This window comes from Longimicrobiales bacterium, from assembly GCA_035764935.1.
Classification (GTDB): Bacteria; Gemmatimonadota; Gemmatimonadetes; order Longimicrobiales; family RSA9; genus DASTYK01.
Genome location: DASTYK010000126.1, coordinates 1 through 21589 on the forward strand (window position 1 = coordinate 1; position 21589 = coordinate 21589).

Below are 21589 nucleotides of genomic sequence, written 5' to 3' on the forward strand. Positions count from 1 at the left end.
GGCGACCGTATCCGCCTCGCCGATGCACTGGCTGTCCTGCCGGTCGCTCTGCTCGAAACGGAATGACGCGACGGCACGCCTGCGCCAGATCTGACGAGGTGTGATCTACGCGCGAACGCCCGAATGGATCGCGACGATCCCGCCCGTGCGCGTCTCCCACGTCACATCGCGAAGCCCGGCCGCGCGCATTCGCCCGGCAAGCTCCGGCGGCTCCGGAAACTGCAGCACACTGGCGGGCAGATAGCTGTAGGCAGTGCCGTGGCTCGAGACCATGCGGCCCACCTGCGGCAGGACATGGCGGAAATAGAACAGGTAGATGCCGCGGAATGGCTGCCACGCCGGCGTCGTGAACTCCAGGATCACGAGCTTCCCACCCGGGCGCAGCACGCGGACGAGCTCGCGCAACCCCGCATCGAGGTCCGCCAGGTTGCGAACGCCGAACCCGACCGTTGCTCCGTCCATGGAAGCATCGCGCAGCGGCAGTGCCAGGGTATCGCCCGCGGCCGGATACATCGGCACTCCCTGCGCCTTGCTCCGCCCGCGCTCCAGCATCTCCGGCGTGAAATCAGCGGCCAGGACGCGTCCCGCGAACGCAGGGCGTCGCGCGAGCTCCTGCGCGAGATCCAGCGTTCCGGCACACGCATCCAGGTACGTTCCGTCGAGGGGTGCACCCCGCAGCAGGACGTCCACTGCGCGGCGGCGCCAGCGCTTGTCCCGGTTCAGGCTGAGAAGGTGATTGAGCAGGTCGTAACGCGGTGCGATCGCACCGAACATGCGGCGCACTGCAGCGGCTTTCTCGGCGGGCGCAGGCAGAACGCCCGCACCATCATCCAGTCGACTCGCCATCGCGCCCGCTGCTCCCCGCTCTTAGATTCGGTTGGTGCGCGGAACCTAGCCGAGGCCGGCACCTCGATCAACCCGCTGCGCGTGAAACCCGCTGCGGCGCCTGAACGTAGGGCGCTCCGAGTCATTCGCGCACATAAACACCAGCAACGAGGCCGCATGCTGAACAGGCGTGTGCCTCGATCGGCCGTTGAACTATACCGAGCTGACCGATCAGGAAGTGATCGCCCACGCTCTGGAGGGGCGTGAGGCCGCGTATCGCGAGCTGATCGGCCGTTACCAACGGCCGGTGTTTTCCCTCATTTACCGTCTCGTCCGCGATCGGGAACGGGCCGAAGACCTGGCCCAGGACACCTTCATCAAGGTGTTGAATCACCTGGAGCGCTACGACCCGACGTACAAGTTCAGCTCCTGGATCTTCAAGATCGCTCACAACACGGCCCTCGATCACCTGCGCCGGAAGAGCCCCGTCACGCTTTCGCTGGACGGCTCACCACATGCACGCACGGCGGCCGAGATCGAGGCCACCACGCTCACGCCCGCTTCGGATGACGAGAGTCCCGAGTCGTACGCCGCGAGCAAGGAGCTGGGCGCCGAGATCGAGCGTGCGATCGGGCTGCTCCGACCCGAGTACCGCACGGCGATCGTGCTCTGCCACGTAGAGGGGCACCCGTACGAGGAGATCGCGCGGATCATGGATGTTCCGCTGGGCACGGTGAAGACCTTTATCCACCGGGCCCGCAAGGAGTTGATGAAGGAGCTGGAGCACCTCCGGATCTGAAACCCGGGCGGAGGGCCGGACGTATGGATGCCAGAACCAGGGGAACCGAGGAATGAGTCACCAGAGCCTGCACCCCGAAGCGGAACAGCTCGAGGCGTACGCGGAAGGCGCGCTGGACGTTGCCGACCGCGCTGTCGTCGAGTCGCACGTGCTCGGCTGCGCCGACTGCCAGGGTGCCGTCGAGGAATGGCGGGCGCTGTTTGCCGCCCTCGAGGGGCTGCCGCAGCTCGCGCCGTCGGTCGGCTTCGCCGATCGGGTCATGGCGCGCGTCCAGGTGGAGAGCCGTGCACGGATGTGGCGGGCGCACGCTCTGGCGCAGATCCGGGCGGCCGCTCACGGCGTGGGCCGCTGGATGCCGCAGACCACGCGGGGCTGGGCGTTCGCCACGGCGATGCTCGGCCTGCCTGCAATCCTCGGCAGCGCCGTGGTCGCATGGCTGCTCTCGCGTGACTACGTCAGCGGCCAGGCGCTCTGGATCGCCGCGCGCGACACGGTGGACCAGGGTGCACAGCGGCTCGGCGCGGCGTTCGTACAGTCGCTGATGCAGACCGATGTCATGGCCTGGCTGGTCGCCAACACGGGCGAGTTCCTCGCCACGACCGGAATGCGCGGCGTCGGGGCGCTCATCGCACTGGCGGGCGTGACCACGATGGTCTCGATCTATGTCCTGTACCGGAACCTGTTCCGCACACCTACGCGGGAATCACACTATGTCACGTATTCGTTCTGACCGCCGGATGCGGCGCAGTATCGGTGGTCTCGTGCTCGCCGTCGCGGCCGTGGTCGCGACGCCGGCGGCGGGGCAGCAGCCGGCACAGGCCGACGGCACGCATCTCATCGCCAGCGAGGTTTCGCTCTCGAGCAATGACGCTGTGCTGCGCGTCGAGCTGAGCGACGGGCGGGAGCTGACGTGGGCCCTGCGGGACGGGCAGGCACTCATCGATGGAAACACGATCGGTGCGGCCGCGCGCGGGAGCGCGCTGGACGCGGCGTGGCGCGAGCTTCTGAACCAGGCTATGGAGACGCCTGCGGCGGGGCTGCCGGCGCTGCTGGCCGGCTGGGAGGCTCCCGCCGGTGACGGCACTGCCGGTACTGCGCTGGACCGGTCGCTGGAGGAAGCATTCGCCGGAGTCGAAGCGGCTCCTGCGGATGTCGCCGGCGCAGGGCCCACGCCGCCGCTCGCACCGGCCGCGCCGGGAGCGCCGGGTTTCTCCGACGACAGCGTGTCCCGGCTCGTCGAGCGGATCACGGTGCTGCAGTCGCATATCAGTGAGCTGGAAAGCCAGGCCGCACGCGCGCAGACCCGCAACGACAACGCGTTCTCCCGCTTCTTCGGACACATCGGACGCGGCATCGCCGGGATCCTGTCCGTGCTGGTGACGTACGCGGTGCTCTTCGGCATCGGCTTCGCCACCATCGTACTGGGCGGCCGGCGCTTCATCGAGGGCGTGGGCGACACGGCCCGTCACGCGACGGTGCGATCCGGCCTGGTCGGCCTGGCCGCGTCGTTCCTCGTGGTCCCGGCATTCGTGCTCGGGATCATTGCACTCGTGATCTCGATCATCGGTATTCCGGCGCTGCTGGTGTTCGTGCCGCTCTTCCCGCTCGCGGTGGTGCTCGCGGTGCTGCTCGGGTACCTCGGTGTTGCGCACGCCGCGGGTGAGGCGTTCGCCGAGCGCCGCTTCTCGGGTGAGGAGTGGTACCGCAAGGGCAACTCGTACTACTTCCTGCTGGCTGGCCTGGGTCTGCTGCTCGCGCTGTTCCTGGGCGCACACATTCTCGAGCTGACGGGCCCGCTGCTCGGATTCCTGCAGGGGATCCTGATGTTCCTGGGCGTCGTGCTCACGTGGGCGGTTTCGACGATCGGTCTCGGCGCCGTGCTGATCTCGCGTGCGGGCTCGCGGCCGGTCTCTTCGGATCCGTTCGCGTCCGAGCCGTCGATGGAGGAGACCCATGTCTGAGCGCAGCCGCCCGTTTCTGCTCGCGTGCATGGTCGCGCTCATCGCCGGGTGCGACGGCCCGCCCGCGGCCGTCGCGTCCGATGGTGACGACGCCGTGCAGCAGGACTGGCAGACGCTGTCACTCAGCCGCCGGGCCGCAGGCGAGCAGCGCCTCGCCGTCGAGCTGGAGTACGGCGCCGGCAAGCTGACGGTCGCGCCGGGCTCCGCCGAGCAGCTGTACCAGGCGCGCATGCGCTACGACGCGTCCGCGTTCGAACCGGTGACCGGCTACAACGACGGCAGATTGCAGATCGGTGTGGAGGATGCACAGATCCGCGGGCGCAAGCTGGAGGCCGGGTCCCTGAACCTGCAGCTCAGCCCGGACGTCGACCTCGACCTGGAGCTCGCGTTCGGCGCGGCGGAGGCCGACATCGAGCTGGGCGGGCTGCGGATCGAGCAGCTCGAGATCTCGACCGGTGCGAGCCGCACGGCGCTCGCGTTCTCGCAGCCGAACCCGATCACCGCGAACAGCCTGGTGCTGCAGGTCGGTGCCGCGCAGTTCACCGTGAAGGGCCTCGGCAATGCCAACGCTCGCCAGCTCTCGGTGGAGGGCGGCGTCGGCGACATCGATCTCGACTTCACGGGCGCGCTCTCCAACGACATGAGCGTCACGGTCGAGATGGGGCTCGGGCATCTCACACTGCGACTGCCCCGGGGCGTCGGCGTGCGCATCGAGAAGGACGGGCTGCTCGCGTCCGTCGAGGGCGAGGGGCTCACACAGCGCGACAACGTGTACTACAGCGCTGATTATGAAAATGCTGAACGTCGACTTCAATTCGACATCGATGCCGCGTTCAATGCAATCGACATCGTCTGGGTAGACAACGACCAGGCACGATAAAGGAGGATCGGATGCTCACCTCACTGCTCACACTGTTGGTCGTCGGACTCGTCGCGCTCGTCGCGGTAGGCGTCGTGCTGGCGCTGATCGGCGCGGTGCTGGGTATCGCATTCGGTCTTGCGGGCTTCCTGCTGTTCAAGGTCGCGCCCGTCGTGCTGATCGGCTACATCGTGATGCGCTTCCTCACACCCAAGCAGAAGCGGCTGTCGGCCGAGGATCGTCGCTGGCTCGAGAGCTGATTCGTTTCTGCCAGAGTTGTGGTTTTTCTACCACCGAGAGCACAGAGGACACTGAGAACGGCACGAGACGACGAGGGCGTCTCCAGATCCACCTTGTCACGCTTTCGTTGTTTGTGTTGACGTAGAAATGAAAGGGCCGTGTCCGCGGAAGGTGGACACGGCCTTTTTCTGTTTGACTCTGTGTGCTCAGTGCTCTCTGTGGTTGACTGCAGTTCCCGCGACGTGGACGGTAACGACAGCGGTTCTCTCAACGCCGAGGAGCGCAGCGGCGCTGCCATTGCGGACGGCGATCTCGAGCATGCCATCGGACCCGGTAAGGGCGAGGAGACTGCCGGGCACGACGTCGGAGTAGGTCGAGCGAAGTGCGCCGATCTCGCGGCCTGCGATCGACACGCGCGCCGTGCTGTCGACCCAGTCGGCAGGAATGCTGGTGATCAGGTTGCCGAAGCGATCGATGTACTCCACGACACCTTCGATGCCTGTTCCGTCGCGGCGCGGTGCGGGCAGCTCCAGCAGGATGGGGTCCTGAATCGACGGACCAAGCTCCTCGAGCCGGACGCCGCGGGCGAGCCACGCGGCTGCGGGAGCGAAGATGTCGCGGCCGTGGAACGTGGTGGACACTTCCGTGCGCCGGTATGCGGCCGCATCCAGCTCGACGACGCGTGCGGATGCTGCGCGCTGCAGCACGCGCGTGAGCACGCCGTTGTCGGGCGCGACGTAGTGCTGCTCGTCGATCCGGGCGGCGAGGGCTCGACGTGAGCTCCCGACACCCGGATCGACGACGACGAGGTGGATGGTGCCGCGAGGCTGATAGAGCGCGTAGCGCGCAAGCACGTAGGCTGCGGCGTGGACGTCGCCTGGCGCGATGTCGTGCGTGGCGTCCTCGACACTGGCACGCGGTGAGATGCCGGCGACGATGCCCCGCATTGCCGCGGGGTAGCCATCACGCGTGCCGAAGTCGGTGAGCAGGACGATCCGCGCCGGTGCGTCGGCCGGCTCCGGCGCGGATGGGTGCGGCTGCTCGTCCGCGGGCATGGCGCCGTTCAGCCCTGTGCTGTGACGGCGCCTTCGAGCGCGTGGATGACCTGTTCCGCGATCGCGGTGAACGCGCGGCCGGCGTCGGAGTCCGGGGCGGAGATCGCCGTCGGCTTCCCTTCATCGCCTGCGATGCGGACTTCCGGATCGAGCGGCACGGAGCCGAGCAGCGCGAGGTGCATGTCTCTGGCGAGGACGGCGCCTCCGCCGTGACCGAAGACATCGATATGCTCGCCGCAGTGGGGGCAGTGCATGCCGGCCATGTTTTCGACGATGCCGAGCAACGGGGTGCGCACGCGCTCGAACATGCGCACGGCACGTCGCACGTCGCCGGTGGAAACGTCCTGCGGCGTGGTGACGAGCACGGCACCCTGCACGTTGACCGTCTGCACCAGGGAAAGCTGCGCGTCACCTGTGCCGGGTGGCATGTCGACCACGAGGTAGTCGAGCTCGCCCCACTCGACCTGCTCGATGAACTGCTTGAGGATGCCCGAGATGAGCGGCCCACGCATGATCGCGGGCTGCTCCGGCTCGAGCAGGAAGCCCAGGCTCATGAGCTTGACGCCGTGACGCTCGAGCGGGACGATCTTCTCCTCGCCCTTGGCGCCGGTCACCTTCGGCCGTCCCTCCTCGCCGAACATCAGCGGGACGTCGGGTCCGTAGACGTCCGCGTCGAGCAGGCCGACGCGCAGCCCCTTCTGTGCCAGTGCAGCGGCGAGGTTGACCGCCACGGTCGACTTGCCGACACCGCCCTTGCCGGAGCTGACCGCAATCACGTGCTCGATGTTGCGGACCAGCTGCGGGTCCGGCTGCGGCGCGGGAACCGAGTGCGGCTGCCGCTGGCGCTGCTGCGGCTGCGGCGCGTTCGGCAGTTTTACGTCGATCTTGACCTTGCTGACCCCGCCGACTGCCTCGGCCGTCGCGCGCACGTCGCGCACGAGTGTGCCGGGATCCTCGGGCTGGAGCAGGAACTGAATGCGGACCTTGCCGTCCGGGTCCGCCTCGAGCGCGGTGATGTGGCCCCCGCTGACCACGTCCTGCCCGGTCCTCGGGTTCTCCACGCCGCTCAGTGCGTCGCGCACCGCCGCGAGCAGTGCGTCACGATCGATTGCCATCACAATCCCCCAGTAAAAACGGCCGGCACCCCCGGGGCGCCGGCCGTAACGCAGCCGTACGTCACATTGGAATCAGAGGGCGACGATGCCGGTCACTTCCGGCACGGCGAGCATGATCCGCCGCTCGATGCCCTGCTTCAGCGTCAGGGTCGAGATCGGGCACGAGCCGCAGGCACCAACCAGCCGCAGCTGAACGATGCCGTCGTCTTCATCGTAGTCGATGAACTCGACGTCGCCCCCGTCGGAACGGAGCGCGGGGCGGAGCGAATCCAGGACATCCTCGATCTTGTCGCGTGCGGTCGTGCTCATCTACAGCCCTCCGTGAGCCGAATCTATCCGGCGCCTGCTACCCCGGTCAATCGGACGGGTTCAGACCGCGCCCGGTGTGCGGTCCGCGATCGACTTGCCCTGCATGAACAGGATCAGGTAATCGGGGCCGCCCGCCTTGGAATCCGTGCCGGACATGTTGAAACCGCCGAACGGCTGGACGCCGACCAGCGCGCCCGTGCATTTCCGGTTGAGGTACAGGTTGCCCACGTGGAACTCGTTGCGCGCGCGCTCCAGCCGCTCGGGATCCAGCGTGTACACGGCGCCCGTGAGGCCGAACTCGGTGCCGTTGGCGATGTCCAGCGCGTCGTCGTAGTCCCTGGCGCGGATGAACGCGAGCACCGGCCCGAAGATCTCCTCCTGCGCCACGCGTGCATCCGGCTTCACGTCCGCGACGATCGTCGGCCCGATGTGGAAGCCGTCCTCACCGTCGCCGGACTCGCCCCGCAGCACCATGCGGCCTTCCTTCTCGCCGAGCTCGATGTAGCTGCGGATCTTGTCGAATGCCTTGCGCTCGATCACGGCGCCCATGTTCGTATCCGGCTCGCGCGGGTCACCGATCTTCAGCGTCTTCGTCCGCTCGGCCACCTTGTCGAGGACCTCGTCGTAGACCTTGTCGACGATGATCGCGCGCGAGCATGCGGAGCACTTCTGCCCCTGGAACCCGAACGCGGCCGCGACGATGCCGTCGGCGGCTGCATCGAGGTCCGCCGTCTCGTCGACGACGATGGCATCCTTGCCGCCCATCTCGAGGATCGTGCGCTTCAGCCAGACCTGGCCGGGATGTACCTTCGCGGCACGCTCGAAGATGCGCATGCCGATCTCCTTGGAGCCCGTGAATGCAACGAAGCGCGTGCGCGGGTGATCGACCATCGTGTCACCCAGCAGTCCGCCCGGGCCGGTGATGTAGTTGACGACACCCGGCGGCAGGCCGGCCTCCTCGATGAAGAGGCGCGCGAAGATCGCCGCAATGATCGGCGAGGTGTGCGCTGGCTTGAGCACAGCAGTGTTGCCGGTGACCACGGCGGCCATGGTCATTCCGCCCATGATCGCGCCGGGGAAGTTCCAGGGCGGGATGATCGCGCCGACGCCCAGCGGGATGTAGCGCATCTGGTTGTGCTCGCCGGACACCTGGGTCACCGGCGCGCCGTCGGCGAGTCGCAGCATCTCGCGGCCATAGTACTCGGCGAAGTCGATGAGCTCGGCTACGTCCGCGTCCGCCTCGACCCAGTTCTTGCTGACCTCGTAGATCATCCACGCGGCCAGCTCGAACTTGCGCTCGCGGATCTTCGCGGCCGTCCGGAACAGACCCTCGGCGCGCTCGCGCGGGTCCGTGTGCTGCCACGCCTGGAACGCGCGGTCCGCGGCCTCGATCGCCTGGCGCGCGTGCTCGTCGGTGCCGCGCACCGTGCAGCCGACCACGATCGAGCGATCGAACGGGCTGCGCACCTCGTCCAGCGGCCCGTCAGTGATTTCCTTGCCGTCGATGATCATCGGCCAGGTGCGACCGAGCTGGCCACGCACCTGCTCCAGCGCCTGCTCCATCGCCTTCCGGTTTTCCGGCTTCGTGAAGTCGGTGAGCGGCTCGTTCCTGAACTCGGATACCATTTGTCTCTCCCATGGCGGCAGCGCGCCGCCCGGCTGTCGGTCTGCTGCGGGTTCACGCCGGCGTTCCTCCGGCACGCCGGAAGATAGCCCATGTGTCAAATCGACACAAACCATTGCTGGATGCCGAGTTAAGGGCGCGGGGTCAGTCGGTCCGGCGCTCCGCGACACGCCGCACGATCCGCGAGCCGTGGTCGCGGCCGTTCTCGATGAAGACCTTGTTCGCGTCGTTGCCGGCGACGATCACGCCAGCCACGAACACACCCGGGACGTCGGTCTCCATCGTGTCGGGATCATGACCGGGGATGCCGGTGAGCGGATCGATGCGGACGCCGAGGCTGCGGAGAAGCGACGGGTCGGGGGTGTACCCGGTCATTGCGAGGACGAAATCGTTGCTCAGCTCCTCAGTCGCCCCGTCCTTGCTGCGGATGACCACGCTCTCGGGGCGGATCTCCATGATGCGGCTGGACCAGCGTGCGTCGATGGCGCCGGAGCGGAGGCGCCCCTCGATATCGGGTCGCACCCATGGCTTGATGTTGGCGTCCAGCTGCGGCAGGAAATGCACGATGGTCACGTGCGCACCCCAGCGATGCAGCTCGAGCGCAGCATCGACAGCCGAGTTCCCGCCCCCCACGACGACCACGTCCTGCTGAAAGAAATCGTGTCCTTCGCGGTAGTCGTGGCGCACCTTCGGGAGCTGCTCCCCTGGCACGCCGAGCAGGTTGGGGTGATCGAAATAGCCTGTGGCAACGACGATGCTGGATGCGGCGCGGAGGTGCTCCTCCCCGCTCAGCGCGCGCGAGCGCACGATGAAGCCGGCAGAGCGTTGCTCGACGGCGATCACTTCCTCGTACTGGCGGACGTTGATGCCGAAGTGCGGCACGAGCCGCTGGTAGTAGCGCAGCGCCTCGCGCCGGGTCGGCTTGTCACCGGTCGGCAGGAACGGCACACCTCCGATCTCGAGTCGATCGGCGGTGCTGAAGAAGGTCATGAACGTCGGGTAGCGCGCGATGGACGAGGCGACGCACCCCTTGTCGATGAGCAGGCAGCGGACGCCGTGTTCGGCTGCCGCCGCACCGACCCCGATGCCGCACGGCCCCGCACCGATGACAATGATGTCCCACGGCTCGCGCGGTTCCTGCTCAGATGTCATCGCGCCAGCGTTCCACGTTGCGCGTGTACTCGTCGACGAGCGCCGAGGCTCCCTCCTCGTCGGGTGCTTCCGCAGTCACGACGAAATACGGTTTGTCGGAGTGCGGTATCACCAGCGCCCAGGTCTGCTCGTCGCGCCAGATCTTGACGCCGTCGACGAGCTGCCGCTCCTCGTTCTCCGTCGATTCCATGAGGCGGCGCATGACCGCGCCCTTGCGACCCCACGGGCAGGCGACGCGTTCCTGGCGCTTGTGGATCGGCCGGTACTCGCCCGCGATCTCGCTCAACTTCCTGCCATCGAGCGCGAGTGCTTCCAGCAGCTGCACGGCGGCGAACATGCCGTCGTAGGCGGGCAGAAAATGCGAGTAGATGAACTCGCCGCGCGCGCCCGCGACCATGTCGACGCCGGTTGCCGACGCCATCATCGCGTGGTGCTCGGTCTTGGTCCAGACCACCTCACCATTCTGCTCGCGCACGCGGTCGGCGACGGCCGCGGCGGTGGTGACCGGGAGTGCGACCTTGCGCACGCCGAGGTGACGGAGCGCGAGCTCGACCACAGCGAGCTGCGCAATGTCGGGCGTGAGCGGCCGCCCCATGTCATCGACCAGGTGGATCACCTCGCCGCCGGGATCGATCCAGAGTCCGACGTCCGCACCGATCGAGCGGACGATGCCGCCCAGGCGCTGCAGCCCGGCAACGAACTCCTCGTCGCTGCGCGAGAGGCGGCCGGGGGCGGCGTACGCATCGAGACTGACACTGTCCGCGCCGAGCGCGCCGAGGATGCCGGGCAGAACGTTGACGGTCGTGCCGTACGCGTAGTCGAGCACGAGGTTGAAGCGGCGTTCCGCAATGCGCTCGCGCGCGACATGGCTCAGGAAATCCTGCTGGTAGCGATCGACGACCCGCGTCGGGAAGTTCAGATCGCCGGTGCCGTCCGGTCCTGCGCGCGGGAAGTCCTCGCGCGCGAACAGCCGCTCGATCGATTGCGTCTTGCCGGGTGGCAGGTCGCGGCCGTCCGCATCGAAGAACAGGATATCGACGACCTTGGGATCGAAGGGGGAGCGACGCACGTGGATCCCGCCTGCCTCGTTGCCGTGATGCACCGCGTGGCGCACGACGGGGATCGGCATGACCTGCAGGTCCTCGACCGCGCAGCCGACCGACATGAAGCCGGTCATGAGTGCGCGGTTGATCATGCGGGAGGCGCGGTCGCTGTCGCGGGACGTCGCAACGAAGGCACCACGATCGAGTGTGGCGCCGTAGGCGCCCGCGAGCCGCGCGGCGATTTCCGGTGTGAGCTCGAAGTTGGGCACGCCGCTGACGCGCGCGCCGGTGAAGAGGCTGCGCTCCCATGCCTCGCCCCAGATGAGCGAGTGCGTGAGTGCGGCGCGCTCCTCGACCACCTTGTCGGGCCAGACCTTGACGTTGGGCCCAACGACGGCGCGCGCACCGACCTCGGCATTGTCGGAGACGATCGTGCGCTCGCGGATCGAGGCACCCGTGCCGATGCGGACACCGGTGCCGCAGACGGCCTCCGAGATGCGCGCCGAAGGTCCGACGCGGCAGTTCTCCCAGAGGACGGTGCCGCGCACATCGGCGCCGGGACCGATCTTCGTTCCCGGGCCGACGATCACGTTCTCCAGGGCTGCGCCCGCGCCAATCTCCACGTTGGCGCCGAGCAGTACGGTGCCGCGGCAGCGGACCTCGCGACCGATCATCGCACCGCGCTCACCCCAGATGGTGCAGCGTCCAGTCGCACGACGTTCACCGCGCAGCCTGAGCTTCACGCGGCCGCGCAGGATGTCGTCATGCGCGCGGCGGTACTCCTCGATGTTGCCGATGTCGCGCCAGTAGCCTTCGGCGACGTGGCCGTAGAGCGCGGCGCGGTCGCGCAGCATCTGCGGGTACAGATCCTTGGAAAAGTCGAAGTTCGTCTTCTCCGGGATGCGCCGCAGCGCCTCGGGCTCGAGCAGATAGATGCCGGTGTTGATCGTGTCGCTGAAGACTTCGCCCCAGGTCGGCTTTTCGAGGAAGCGCTCGATGCGACCCGTCTGCTGATCGACGATCACGATGCCGAACGCGAGGGGGTTCTCCACGGACGTGAGCAGGATCGTGGCCTCGGCGCCGCGCTGCTCGTGCGCCTGCACGGCCTCCGTCAGGTCGAAGTCCGTGAGCACGTCACCGCTGATGACCAGGACGCGCTCGTCGCCGAGCAGGTGTGCAGCGTTGCGAACCGCGCCCGCAGTGCCGTAATCCGCTTCGGCTGTCACGTACTGCATGCGCACACCGAAGTCGCTGCCGTCGCCGAAGTAGGACGTGATGTGGTCGGGCTGAAAATAGAGGATCGAGACGAGATCAGTGACGCCGTGCGCCTTGAGCAGGTCGACGATGTGCTCCATCATCGGTCGGTTGGCGACCGGCACCATGGGTTTCGGGCGGTTGATCGTCAGCGGCTTGAGACGGGTGCCGAAGCCACCCGCCATGATCACGCCTTTCATGTGTTGCTTCACTCGATTCGGAAGGACCGGAAAACCGCCCGTGCAGCGAGCGCAATCGTCGTGCCCGGCAAGGTACCCGCGCGTTGCTGCGCCGGGCAAATCTCTCTTGACTGGCAGGGGGGCCGGCACGCATTCTCCACGTTCCTGCCCTACCTTCAACGTCTGCGGTGATGACGCGCACCAGCACGAAAGCCGCCGCCGAAGCGGCGCTCCGCGAACTGCCTTCAGTCGTTGGCGCCTACGTTCGCGAGGACATCTTCGGCCATCCACGGGAAGTTCACATCCTGGTAACAGCCGGCCCGACGCCCCGTGAGCTTGCGCGCGACGTGCGCGACCTGCTCGAGGAGCGGCTGGGCGTGCCGGTCGATCAGCGGGTGATCAGCATCGCGCAGCTCGCCTGCAGCCCCGTCGAGGCGCTGCCAACCCACCAGCTGCATCAGGCGGACGCCGTCGAAGCGGCGGCGTCCCAGGCGGGCGAGCCCCGGCTCCGGCTCGGGGGGCTGGACGTGGAAGCCGGCAACGGCCGTGTGTCCGTGGCGGCCCGGATGCAGCTCGGTCGCGACGAGCACGTCGGGTGGGGCTCGGAAGTCGAGACCGAACAGGGACGGTTGCGGGCGGGAGCGGCCGCCATTGCGCAGGCGGTCACCCTCGCACTCGGCGAAAGCGGCAGGCTGGAGCTCGAGGCAGCGTCGGTGGTGGAAGCCTTCGGCCGGCAGTACGGGCTGATCTGCACCAATGCCGCATCGCCACGACTGGGGCGGCATCCCATCGCGATGTTCGGTGCGCACCCGCTCGGAAGCGATCCCGTCGAGGCGGGCGCGTATGCTGCTCTGAAATCAGCCAACCGGATCGTCGCATTGCTGCTGCGCAACGGCCGGGCGGCGCGGCGGCCGCGCAGTCGCTGAGTCTCAGGCGCTGGACGCGGCGTCGATCGGTCGCTCGGTCTGCGGGTCGGCCTGGTCGTCGAGCCGCGCAAGCGCAGACAGCTCGCCGATCACCCGCCGCACGACGTCCGCGTTCTCCACGACCATCCCGGCGAAGCGCGTGCGCTCCGCCACACCGATCCACTCCTCCTGCAGCAACTGCCCCGCCCCGATGACGGCACCGACCCTGTTCTTCAGGTCGTGTGTGAGCCGACCCCGCACGCCGGCCAGTCGAGTCTCGCGCTCGGTGAGGCGGGTCTCCATCGCGTGCATGCGTGCCGAGGCGGTCGCCCGGGTGATCACGGCGCACGCGTGAAAAATCCGGCGCGTGGCTTCGAGCATCGCGGTGGCGGCGATGTCGTCGCGATCGCGGGCAGTGAGGTCCACGAATTCGATGAGGACGTCGGCGAGGCAGCGCCACGCGTCGATCGCACTGATGGCATCGACACCGCTCGCATGCAGCGAACGCGCGACGCGCAGCGCCGCAGCACCGAGCGGTGACTCACTCGTGATCGCCGTGGCGGGCGCGGCGATGAAGTCGGCTACACCGCATACTACGGGTGAAGCGTGCGGGACGAGCGCGTCGTACAGGTCGGCGAGCCCGCCGGTGGCCTGTTGCGCGTGATCGTGCGACGGCGAGGTGCCGTCCGTCGCGGCAAGGGTCAGCGGTGACGGCGTGTGTCGACGTACTGCATCGAGCCAGCGCCGCGCGAGGTCCTCGTGCGCCGCGCGGATGCGAGTGCTCAGCTCCCCGATGAACGGACTGCCTTCAGATTCGTGCATGGTCCTGCCTGCTCCACTCGTATGAACCGTCGTCCGGGTCGGACGGGTGTCGCGCGGAGGAAGGCAGGAACCGAGCCAGTCGTCAGGCGGAGGCCGGCAGCAGGGCGGGAAGTGCGCAGTAGTGGGCGCTTTCGGTGCTCGGAATCACCGTCCGACGGCGCGCCAGGGAAGCAAGGGCAGCCGATGTTTCCACCGGATCCGAGCGCAGCCGCTGCGCGATATCCTGGACGGATGCGACACCGGTCTCCTGCAGTGCGAGCCATGCGTAGCGCTCCAGTGGTGCAACCTCGCCCAGCAGCGTGAAGCCGACGTCGTCCACCTCCGCGACGAGCGCGAGGTTGTGACGCCCGAGCACCGCCTCGATCGGGTCGAGGTGGTGGTCGCTCACACCGCGGGCGACGAAGTACGCATCGGCCGGGCGATCGTCGGCCAGGTAGCGAAGCACGAGCTTGGCTACGGCCTCATCGGCGCAGGAGTAGTCGAGGATGACGACCTGTCGGAAGTCCAGGACGGAAAGGCAGCGGTCGCCGAGCTCGACGATCTGGCTCTCGATGCCGAGGCGGAGTGCGCGGCCGGTCGGGCGCGTCACCAGGTGCGAATACAGGCTGGCAACCGAGCGGCGCACGAGGGAGTGCAGGTCGATCGAGACCGGGACGAACGACTGCTGCGGACCGTAGGTCATCCTGCTACCACTGCTCATGCCTCGGTGTCGCGCGCAGGCAGAATGATGCCGATCTGCGCGCCGGGAAGATACGGCAGGCCGGTCTCGAGCGTGCGCCCGTTCTCGTCCCACGCGGGGATATCCGCGATGCGAGCCGTACCGCTGCGCACGGAAACACGACCGCCCCAGCGTGCGACGAGCTTGCGGATCTGCTGCAGTCCCTGGCCGCGGCCCGGATCGTGGTGCCGCGTCTGGCCGTGCATGAACGCCGATTCCAGCGCCGCAGCATCCGTCCAGCCGCCTTCAGGATAACGCGTTGCGTGTGTGGACGCGAGGCTCTTGCGGAAGCCGATACCCAGGTCCATCACGGCAATCACCACCACGCGCCTGCCGCCGAGCTTTTTCGTCCAGGTGTAGGTCTGCGTGGCAACCCAGCCGGGCGCTTCCGCGTGCTCGATGATGTTCTGGCAGACCTCCGAGAGGATCACGCTGAACTGGAACGCCTCGCGCAAGGGGTAATGCAGCTGCTTCGTGAGGATCGCGATGCCACGCTCGTTGACCAGGTCGACGACGGCGTGCACGTCCTGGTGCGAGTTGATGGGTGTCACTTCGAGCAGCACATCGGAGCCTGCTTCATGACCGCCGCGGCGCTGCGGCGCGCCTGAGAGCTCGAAGGTGCGTTCCGCATGCGGGAAGAAGTGCATGCGCGTGAGATAGCTGACGACCTCCGGACTGTCGGGCAGCTTCAGGAGCGGGCGCTCGCCATTTCGTTGCGCGGTGCTGCCGATGCAGAGCAGGCCGACCATGCCGTAGGGATCGACCCAGCGGACGTGCGTTGCGTCGAACAGGGTACGCTCGTCTGCATTCGCAGCGCTGCTGTCCGCTGCGCGTGCGACCTGTTCGAAGCTGCGCTCGTCGAGCGAAGCGGGGAGCGGTATGACGTTCACGTGCCGATCCTGCCGGAAAGGTGATGGTGCAAGCCGGATGCACCGCGATGTTCGACGTTGCGCGCGGCGGCCCGGTTCGCGGCACGCATGGCATCCTCGATCTCAGCGCCACGGAAGAGATGCAGCGCGCACGTCGCGCCCCAGACATCGCCGCAGCCGGTGGGATCGCCTTCGTCGGGTGCGCTGACGATGCCGAGACGGCCGGACCGGACGGCGCCGCCGGTGCGCACGATCGTCGGTCGGACGAGCCCGCGCTGGTACCAGCGCAGCGGGTCGGGCGTCCACGCGGGTGATGCGACGTATGCGGAGCCACGGTCACCGAGGGTCACGAGCAGCAGTCGCATCTCGTTGCCGACTGCATCTGCAGCGAAGCGCCACGGGTCCCCCTGCCACGCGTGAGCGAGCAGGTTCAGCTCGTCCTCGTTGACCTGCACGATGTCGAAGCAGCGCAGCCACTCGGGCCAGTGCTCGAGCGGTCGTGGCACACGCATGCCGTCCGGACCCACACCCAGGAAGAGGGAGTGCAGGTCCGTGTAGATGGGGCCGTGAAAGGAAAGCCGGAGCTGCTGCGCGGTCGCCAGGTCGAGCTCGAAGCCGGAGATCAGGTTGACGTAGAGCGCGTCGAGCGTGTCGACGATGGGCTCCAGCTCGGGCCACGTCCATGGCGGCACGCCACCGGTCAGCTTTTCGAAACGGCGCTGCCGGTCCTGGTAGCGCAGCTCGACGCGGTTGTTCGGCGCATCGACGATGCGCACGCCCGTGTCGAGGTCGAAGCCGGGCAGCGTGTGCAGAAAGCGCAGAGCAGGCTCGGCGAGGTCGGCTCCGACGCGAATGATGGGGACGATACGGACATCGTCGCCGGCCGCGGCGGCCGCACCGCCGAGCGCATAGGAGATGCCGCCCCATTCCTCGATCGGCACACTCCGGCCGTCGCGGGCATAGATGCGGTCCCACACCATGCTGCCGAGCACCCCGATGCGCTTCATCGCCATTCATTCAACCACGGAGAACACGGAGCGCACAGAGAACGCCTGGGACGTGCGCGCGGGAAGCAACGGCGTCTGGATGCCACGACTCGAGGTTGCCTGTCAGACGCGGCCGTAGGTTTCCTTCTTGAACACGGCGGCGGCGCCAATGACGCCGGCTGTGCCCGGGAGGACGCCCGAGACGATTTCGCAGCACTCCTCGGCGCTGCGGAAGGCGCGACGTCGTACTTCCGCGCGCAGCGGAACGAAGAGGTGGTCACCTGCGCGGGTGACGCCGCCGGCGATCACGATCATGTCGGGGTTCAGGATGTTGATGAGGTTGGCGATGCCGGCGCCAAGCAGCTTGGCAGTCTCACGCATCACCTCGTTTGCATAGGGGTCGCCGAGAACGACCGCCTCGTAGACCGTGGCGGCCGTAATCTCTTCGAGCTTGCCGTCGACGAGTGTCGGGAGCAGCGACTCCGCGCCGGCCTCGATACCCTCGATGGCGCGCAGTGCGATGGCTGGGCCCGAGGCGTAGGCTTCGAGGCAGCCGTAGTTGCCGCACTTGCAGCGGCGGCCGGTCGAGTCGATGGTCATGTGGCCGATCTCGCCCGCCGCGTCGCTCGCGCCGTGGAAGATCTCGCCGTTCAGCACGATGCCGCCACCGATGCCGGTGCCGATGGTCAGTCCGACGAGGGAATCGACGTCGCGCCCCGCGCCGAGCCACCACTCCCCGTAGGTCGCGCAGTTCGCATCGTTGTCCAGGGTGGCGGGCAGGCCGACGGCGTTGGAAATCAGGTCGCGCAGCGGGAAGTTGCGCCAGCCGAGGTTCGGCGTGTTGATGACGGTGCCGGTCGCGCGGTCGAGGGGACCCGGCGAGCCGATGCCGATACCGGCGAAGTCGTCGGGGCTGCCACCGTTCTGCGCAGCCACCTCGTTACGGCACTCGTTGATCAGGGAAACGATCCGGTCGACGACGTACTTCGCGCCCCGATGTGCCTCCGTGGCCACGGAGCGCAGCCCGAGGACGTCGCCATTGCCGCCGTTCATCGGCAGTGCACCCACGGAGATGTTGGTGCCGCCGAGATCGACGCCGAGCACCCACTTCTTGTCGTCGCCGGCACTCACGGCGCCTCCGCCGGCGGCGGCAGCCTGCTTCCCCTCGTTCGGTGCCATCATGCTCCCGGTGTGGCGGTTGTCCTCGCCGGGACGCATACCCCGGTCCTGCGGGTTTGCGCCACACGCGCCTGAGAATGCGGGGCGGCCCGGCCCGCGGCAACGGGGCCCGGTGGACAGTAAACGCGCCTGCCGCGGCCCGCGTGCACGTGTTATCCTGTGCGGATGCGTTTTTCCGTGGTGATCACGACCTACAACCAGCCCGCCTGGCTCGAGCTGGTGCTGCTCGGCTACCGCGTCCAGACGTTCCGCGACTTCGAGGTCCTCGTGGCCGACGACGGCTCGGACGAACGGACCCGCGCCGTGATCGACCGGGCGCGGTCGCAGCTCGGTGTGCCGCTCCACCACGTCTGGCACGAGGACCGCGGCTTCCGCAAGTGCACGATCCTGAACCGTGCGATCGAGGCGTCCAGCGGCCAGGCGCTGCTGTTCACGGACGGCGATTGCATCCCGCGCCCCGACCTCCTCGCCGTGCACGACGCCCAGCTCCAGCGCGGGCGGTTCCTGTCGGGCGGGTACGCCAAGCTGTCCGAGCACGTGAGCCACGCGATCACGGCCGAGGACGTGCTGTCTGGCAATGCGACGTCCTGGCGCTGGCTGCGCGCGCACGGGGCACCCGCGTCGCGCGCGCTGCTCCGGCTGCGCGTGCCTGCTGCGACCGGGCGGCTGCTCGACGCCCTCACGACCACGCGGCCGACGTTCAACGGCCACAATTCCACCGTGTGGCGGGATGACGTGATCCGCGCCAACGGCTTCGACGAGCGCATGGGCTGGGGCGGGCTGGACCGCGAGCTGGGCGAGCGGCTGGAAAACGCAGGAGTGCGCGGCAAGCAGGTCCGTCATCGCGCGCACGTGGTTCACCTGTACCACCGGCGCGGGTACCGCAGGCCGGAGATCGAGGCGGCGAACCGGGCCATCCGGAACGAGACGGCGCGGCTGAAGCGGACGCGGACGGAGCACGGGATCAATGCCCCGCGCGATGCAGTTGCCGGCTGAACGGGGAGCACGCCGGCGCGTCACGGTGCTGAACTCGGTCGCACTGAACGCGGGCGACGCAGCGATCCTGGCGGGGCTGAGAGTGGCACTGCTCGAGGCGTTCGGAGCAGATCTCGAACTGCAGGTGGCCGACGACGCGCCGACAGCTGCCAGTGCGCTCTACCCCGACATCGACTTCTTCACCGGGCTGCACGGGAGCGGGCTGAACGCCCGGCATGCGCTGCGGGGTGCTACACGAAGCCTGCACCGACGGCGGGTGCGAATCGCGCAACTTCTGTTAGAGCGAGCGCCCGCCGGAGGGCGGGCCCTGCTCGATCGGAGGGGACGAGAGCACCTCGCGCGCGTCGGCGGGAGCGTCGCTGCCATCTCGACCGGGGGTACGTACTTCGTCGAACACTACTCGTTCGAGCGGCGTGCGCTCGAGGTTCTCGCAGCAATCTCCACAGGTGTTCCTACGTTTCTCTATACGCAATCGCTGGGTCCCTTCACCCGCCGGGACACGCGGCACCTGATGCGGCGCGTCCTTTCGGGATGTGCGGCCGTGTTCCTGCGCGACGAGCGCTCGCGACAGCACGCACTGGAGTTGGGGGTCGACGAAGCGCGGCTGCACGTGCGCCCCGACGCAGCGTTCGTGCTGAGTGTTCCTGGACCGACGCTGTCGACGGATCGCCCGCTGCGGATCGCCGTGTCCGTCCGCGAGTGGGGGCACTTCAGCTCGGGAACGCGCGCGGAGGGCACCGCGCGCTATACAGAGGCGGTGGCGGCGACCGTGCGTGCGCTCGCCCGCGAGCAGGACGCGCAGGTGACCTTCATGTCGACGTGCCAGGGCGTGCCAGCATACTGGACCGACGACTCACAATTTGCGGACCGGATCGTCGGCGAGTTGCTGCGTGACGTTCCGGGCGTGCACGTGGATCACGCGTTCCGCTCGCCCGTCGCACTGCGCGATGCCTACCGCGAATTCGACCTCGTCATCGCGACGCGGATGCACGCCGCCATTCTCGCGCTCTGCGCCGGCACGCCGGTCGTGCCGATTGCATACGAGTTCAAGACGATGGAGCTGTTCAGATCGCTGGGTATGGCCGAACTCGTAGATGATATCGACCACCTGAGCCCCGAATCCCTGGTTGCACGCGTGAAGCGGGCGGTCGACGAACGTTACTTGCTGCGTGCCCGCATTGCGGCGCTGCTGCCTCAACTGCGCGAGCAGGCGGCCGAACCCGCTCATCGAATCAGGCGCTTGATCGAGGTTGCGTGAAGCCCACCGTCCTGATCTTCCGGAAGCGGCTGTTGCCCTGGTCGGAGACGTTCATCGCCGCCCAGGGACGCGCGTTGAAGCGGTATCATCCGGTCTTCGTCGGGTACCAGCGCGATCCCGCCGGCGCCGCCTACCTCGACGGGTGCGAGCAGATTCTGCTCAGTGACCACGAGCCGCTCCCCGGAGTCGCAATCGGCAAGGCATTGCTCAAGGTAGCCGGCCGGGTACCGCGATCATGGCTGCGCGCGCTCGAAGCAACGCGCCCGCGACTGGTTCACGCGCATTTCGCGACGAGCGCACAGCCGGCGCTCCGGCTCGCCGAAGCTCTCAGGCTGCCGCTCGTCATGACCTTCCACGGCCACGACATCGCCAAGACGCCCCGGAATCGTGCTCACGCAGAGCGACGACGCGCGCTGTTCACGCGGGTCGATCGCGCAATCGCAGTTTCGGACTTCATCGCGGATCGACTGCGCGAGGCAGGCTGTCCCGAAGAGAAGATCGTGGTGCACCACATCGGCGTGGACACCGATCGGTTCGTTCCGGCCGCGGACGCTGTCACAACGCCTCGCGTGCTGTTCGTCGGGCGACTGGTCGAAAAGAAGGGGCTCGATCACCTGCTGCGTGCGTTCCCCGCGGTGCTGAAGCGCGTGCCCGGAGCGGAGCTCGTGATCGTCGGCGACGGGCCACTACGTGCCCGGCACGCGTCGCTCGCCGCATCGCTCGATGTCCCGGCGCGGTTCGTCGGCGTACAGACACCGGACGAGGTGCATGGATGGCTCCGGGCGTCGCAGGTGCTCGCCGCGCCCAGCGTGGTCACAGGAACCGGCGACGCAGAGGGACTGCCCGTCACGATCATGGAAGCGCTGGCGACGGGGCTGCCGGTCGTCGCGTTTCCATCCGGCGGCAGCGCCGATGGTGTGCGGGATGGCGAGACAGGATTCCTGGTCGGCCCCGGCGATGAAACGGGTCTGGCGGACGCGATCGTGCGCGTGCTGTCCGAGGCGCCGTTGCGCACGGCGATGTCGGCAGCGGCGCGTCGGCTCGCGCTCGACCGGTTCTCGATCAGCCAGCAGACAACGGAGCTGGAGCGGATCTATGACGAGGTGCTGGGCCAGGCCGGGGTTTGCCTCTGCTGATCCCGGCTTCGACCAGCAGTGCGGTGGCCGATCCGGCTATTGACATGCGCAGTACATGCAAGCATGTTCCCCACATGAAAATGATTCAGATCCGGAACGTCCCTGAGCAACTGCATCGGGAGGTCAAGGCACGGGCAGCAAAGGCCGGTATGAGCCTGTCCGATTACCTGCTCGAGCTCGTGCGGCGGGACATCGAACGGCCCGATACGGAGGACCTGCGGCGGCGCCTGCGCGAGCTGCCCCCGGTATACCCTGCCGAGTCAGTGGTCGATGCGGTGCGCCGTGAGCGCGATTCCCGGTAACGC

22 protein-coding genes are annotated in these 21589 nt (G+C 67.9%); 10 read left to right on the forward strand and 12 right to left on the reverse strand.

Annotation, left to right across the window (positions count from 1 at the left end; genetic code table 11):
• Positions 1–105: 105 nt before the first annotated feature.
• Positions 106–846, reverse strand: coding sequence for a ubiquinone/menaquinone biosynthesis methyltransferase (locus VFU06_09960; GenBank protein HEU5209727.1), 741 nt, complete (start codon positions 844–846; stop codon positions 106–108).
• Between the two features lie 187 nt (positions 847–1033).
• Here VFU06_09960 and VFU06_09965 point away from each other — a divergent pair, with 187 nt between their 5' ends.
• Genes VFU06_09965 through VFU06_09985 form a run of 5 tightly spaced genes read left to right on the forward strand, consistent with a single transcriptional unit; the run spans position 1034 to position 4704 of the window.
• Entirely contained in the window at positions 1034–1624 is a 591-nt protein-coding gene (locus VFU06_09965) for a sigma-70 family RNA polymerase sigma factor (protein HEU5209728.1), read from the forward strand.
• Positions 1625–1676: 52 nt separating this feature from the next.
• The gene (locus VFU06_09970; protein HEU5209729.1) at positions 1677–2354 is read left to right on the forward strand and encodes a zf-HC2 domain-containing protein; all 678 of its coding nucleotides are present in this window, start codon (positions 1677–1679) and stop codon (positions 2352–2354) included.
• 7 nt (positions 2355–2361) lie between these two features.
• On the forward strand, positions 2362–3585 hold the full coding sequence (locus VFU06_09975; protein ID HEU5209730.1) for a hypothetical protein: 1224 nt from the start codon (positions 2362–2364) through the stop codon (positions 3583–3585).
• Positions 3578–4465, forward strand: coding sequence for a LiaF domain-containing protein (locus tag VFU06_09980; protein ID HEU5209731.1), 888 nt, complete (start codon positions 3578–3580; stop codon positions 4463–4465). Before VFU06_09975 ends, VFU06_09980 begins: the two co-directional genes overlap by 8 nt.
• Positions 4466–4476: 11 nt before the next feature.
• Positions 4477–4704: a hypothetical protein gene (locus VFU06_09985; GenBank protein HEU5209732.1), complete on the forward strand. Its 228-nt coding sequence runs from the start codon at positions 4477–4479 to the stop codon at positions 4702–4704.
• 186 nt (positions 4705–4890) lie between these two features.
• Here the strand turns inward: VFU06_09985 and VFU06_09990 are convergent, their stop codons facing one another.
• From VFU06_09990 to VFU06_10015, 6 genes are all read right to left on the reverse strand, one after another.
• A complete protein-coding gene (locus VFU06_09990) occupies positions 4891–5739 on the reverse strand; it encodes an SAM-dependent chlorinase/fluorinase (GenBank protein ID HEU5209733.1) in 849 nt (282 codons plus the stop codon).
• Positions 5740–5747: 8 nt separating this feature from the next.
• Positions 5748–6854, reverse strand: coding sequence for an Mrp/NBP35 family ATP-binding protein (locus tag VFU06_09995; protein ID HEU5209734.1), 1107 nt, complete (start codon positions 6852–6854; stop codon positions 5748–5750).
• 72 nt (positions 6855–6926) lie between these two features.
• Positions 6927–7163 (reverse strand): NifU family protein, encoded by a 237-nt coding sequence (locus VFU06_10000; GenBank protein HEU5209735.1) that lies wholly within the window; start codon positions 7161–7163, stop codon positions 6927–6929.
• 60 nt (positions 7164–7223) lie between these two features.
• On the reverse strand, positions 7224–8789 hold the full coding sequence (pruA, locus tag VFU06_10005) for an L-glutamate gamma-semialdehyde dehydrogenase (GenBank protein ID HEU5209736.1): 1566 nt from the start codon (positions 8787–8789) through the stop codon (positions 7224–7226).
• Positions 8790–8931: 142 nt separating this feature from the next.
• Positions 8932–9939, reverse strand: a complete 1008-nt coding sequence (locus VFU06_10010) for a YpdA family putative bacillithiol disulfide reductase (GenBank protein ID HEU5209737.1) — start codon at positions 9937–9939, stop codon at positions 8932–8934.
• Positions 9929–12436, reverse strand: a complete 2508-nt coding sequence (locus VFU06_10015; protein ID HEU5209738.1) for a sugar phosphate nucleotidyltransferase — start codon at positions 12434–12436, stop codon at positions 9929–9931. Before VFU06_10015 ends, VFU06_10010 begins: the two co-directional genes overlap by 11 nt.
• Positions 12437–12606: 170 nt before the next feature.
• Between VFU06_10015 and VFU06_10020 the strand changes: the two genes are divergently transcribed.
• Positions 12607–13341 (forward strand): hypothetical protein, encoded by a 735-nt coding sequence (locus VFU06_10020; GenBank protein HEU5209739.1) that lies wholly within the window; start codon positions 12607–12609, stop codon positions 13339–13341.
• Between the two features lie 3 nt (positions 13342–13344).
• On the opposite strand, the gene VFU06_10025 is transcribed toward VFU06_10020, so the two are convergent.
• The 5 genes from VFU06_10025 to VFU06_10045 all read right to left on the reverse strand — a co-directional run bounded on the left by VFU06_10025 (position 13345) and on the right by VFU06_10045 (position 17933).
• The gene (locus VFU06_10025) at positions 13345–14142 is read right to left on the reverse strand and encodes a hypothetical protein (GenBank protein HEU5209740.1); all 798 of its coding nucleotides are present in this window, start codon (positions 14140–14142) and stop codon (positions 13345–13347) included.
• An 82-nt stretch (positions 14143–14224) separates the two neighbouring features.
• Positions 14225–14824 carry a hypothetical protein gene (locus VFU06_10030; protein HEU5209741.1) on the reverse strand — a complete coding sequence of 200 codons (600 nt, stop codon included), beginning with the start codon at positions 14822–14824 and terminating at the stop codon, positions 14225–14227.
• A 14-nt stretch (positions 14825–14838) separates the two neighbouring features.
• Positions 14839–15750, reverse strand: a complete 912-nt coding sequence (locus tag VFU06_10035) for an ATP-binding protein (protein ID HEU5209742.1) — start codon at positions 15748–15750, stop codon at positions 14839–14841.
• Positions 15747–16742, reverse strand: coding sequence for a PfkB family carbohydrate kinase (locus VFU06_10040; GenBank protein HEU5209743.1), 996 nt, complete (start codon positions 16740–16742; stop codon positions 15747–15749). Before VFU06_10040 ends, VFU06_10035 begins: the two co-directional genes overlap by 4 nt.
• Before the next feature lie 96 nt (positions 16743–16838).
• Complete coding sequence (locus VFU06_10045) at positions 16839–17933, reverse strand: ROK family protein (GenBank protein HEU5209744.1); 1095 nt, start codon at positions 17931–17933, stop codon at positions 16839–16841.
• A gap of 138 nt (positions 17934–18071) precedes the next feature.
• On the opposite strand from VFU06_10045, the gene VFU06_10050 reads away from it, so the two are divergent.
• The 4 genes from VFU06_10050 (at position 18072) to VFU06_10065 (ending at position 21586) form a co-directional block, all read left to right on the forward strand.
• Complete coding sequence (locus tag VFU06_10050) at positions 18072–18890, forward strand: glycosyltransferase family 2 protein (protein HEU5209745.1); 819 nt, start codon at positions 18072–18074, stop codon at positions 18888–18890.
• Positions 18862–20148 (forward strand): polysaccharide pyruvyl transferase family protein, encoded by a 1287-nt coding sequence (locus tag VFU06_10055; protein ID HEU5209746.1) that lies wholly within the window; start codon positions 18862–18864, stop codon positions 20146–20148. The genes VFU06_10050 and VFU06_10055 overlap by 29 nt, the downstream gene beginning before the upstream one ends.
• Entirely contained in the window at positions 20145–21284 is a 1140-nt protein-coding gene (locus tag VFU06_10060; protein ID HEU5209747.1) for a glycosyltransferase, read from the forward strand. The genes VFU06_10055 and VFU06_10060 overlap by 4 nt, the downstream gene beginning before the upstream one ends.
• 149 nt (positions 21285–21433) lie before the next feature.
• A complete protein-coding gene (locus VFU06_10065; GenBank protein HEU5209748.1) occupies positions 21434–21586 on the forward strand; it encodes a hypothetical protein in 153 nt (50 codons plus the stop codon).
• Positions 21587–21589 lie beyond the last annotated feature (3 nt).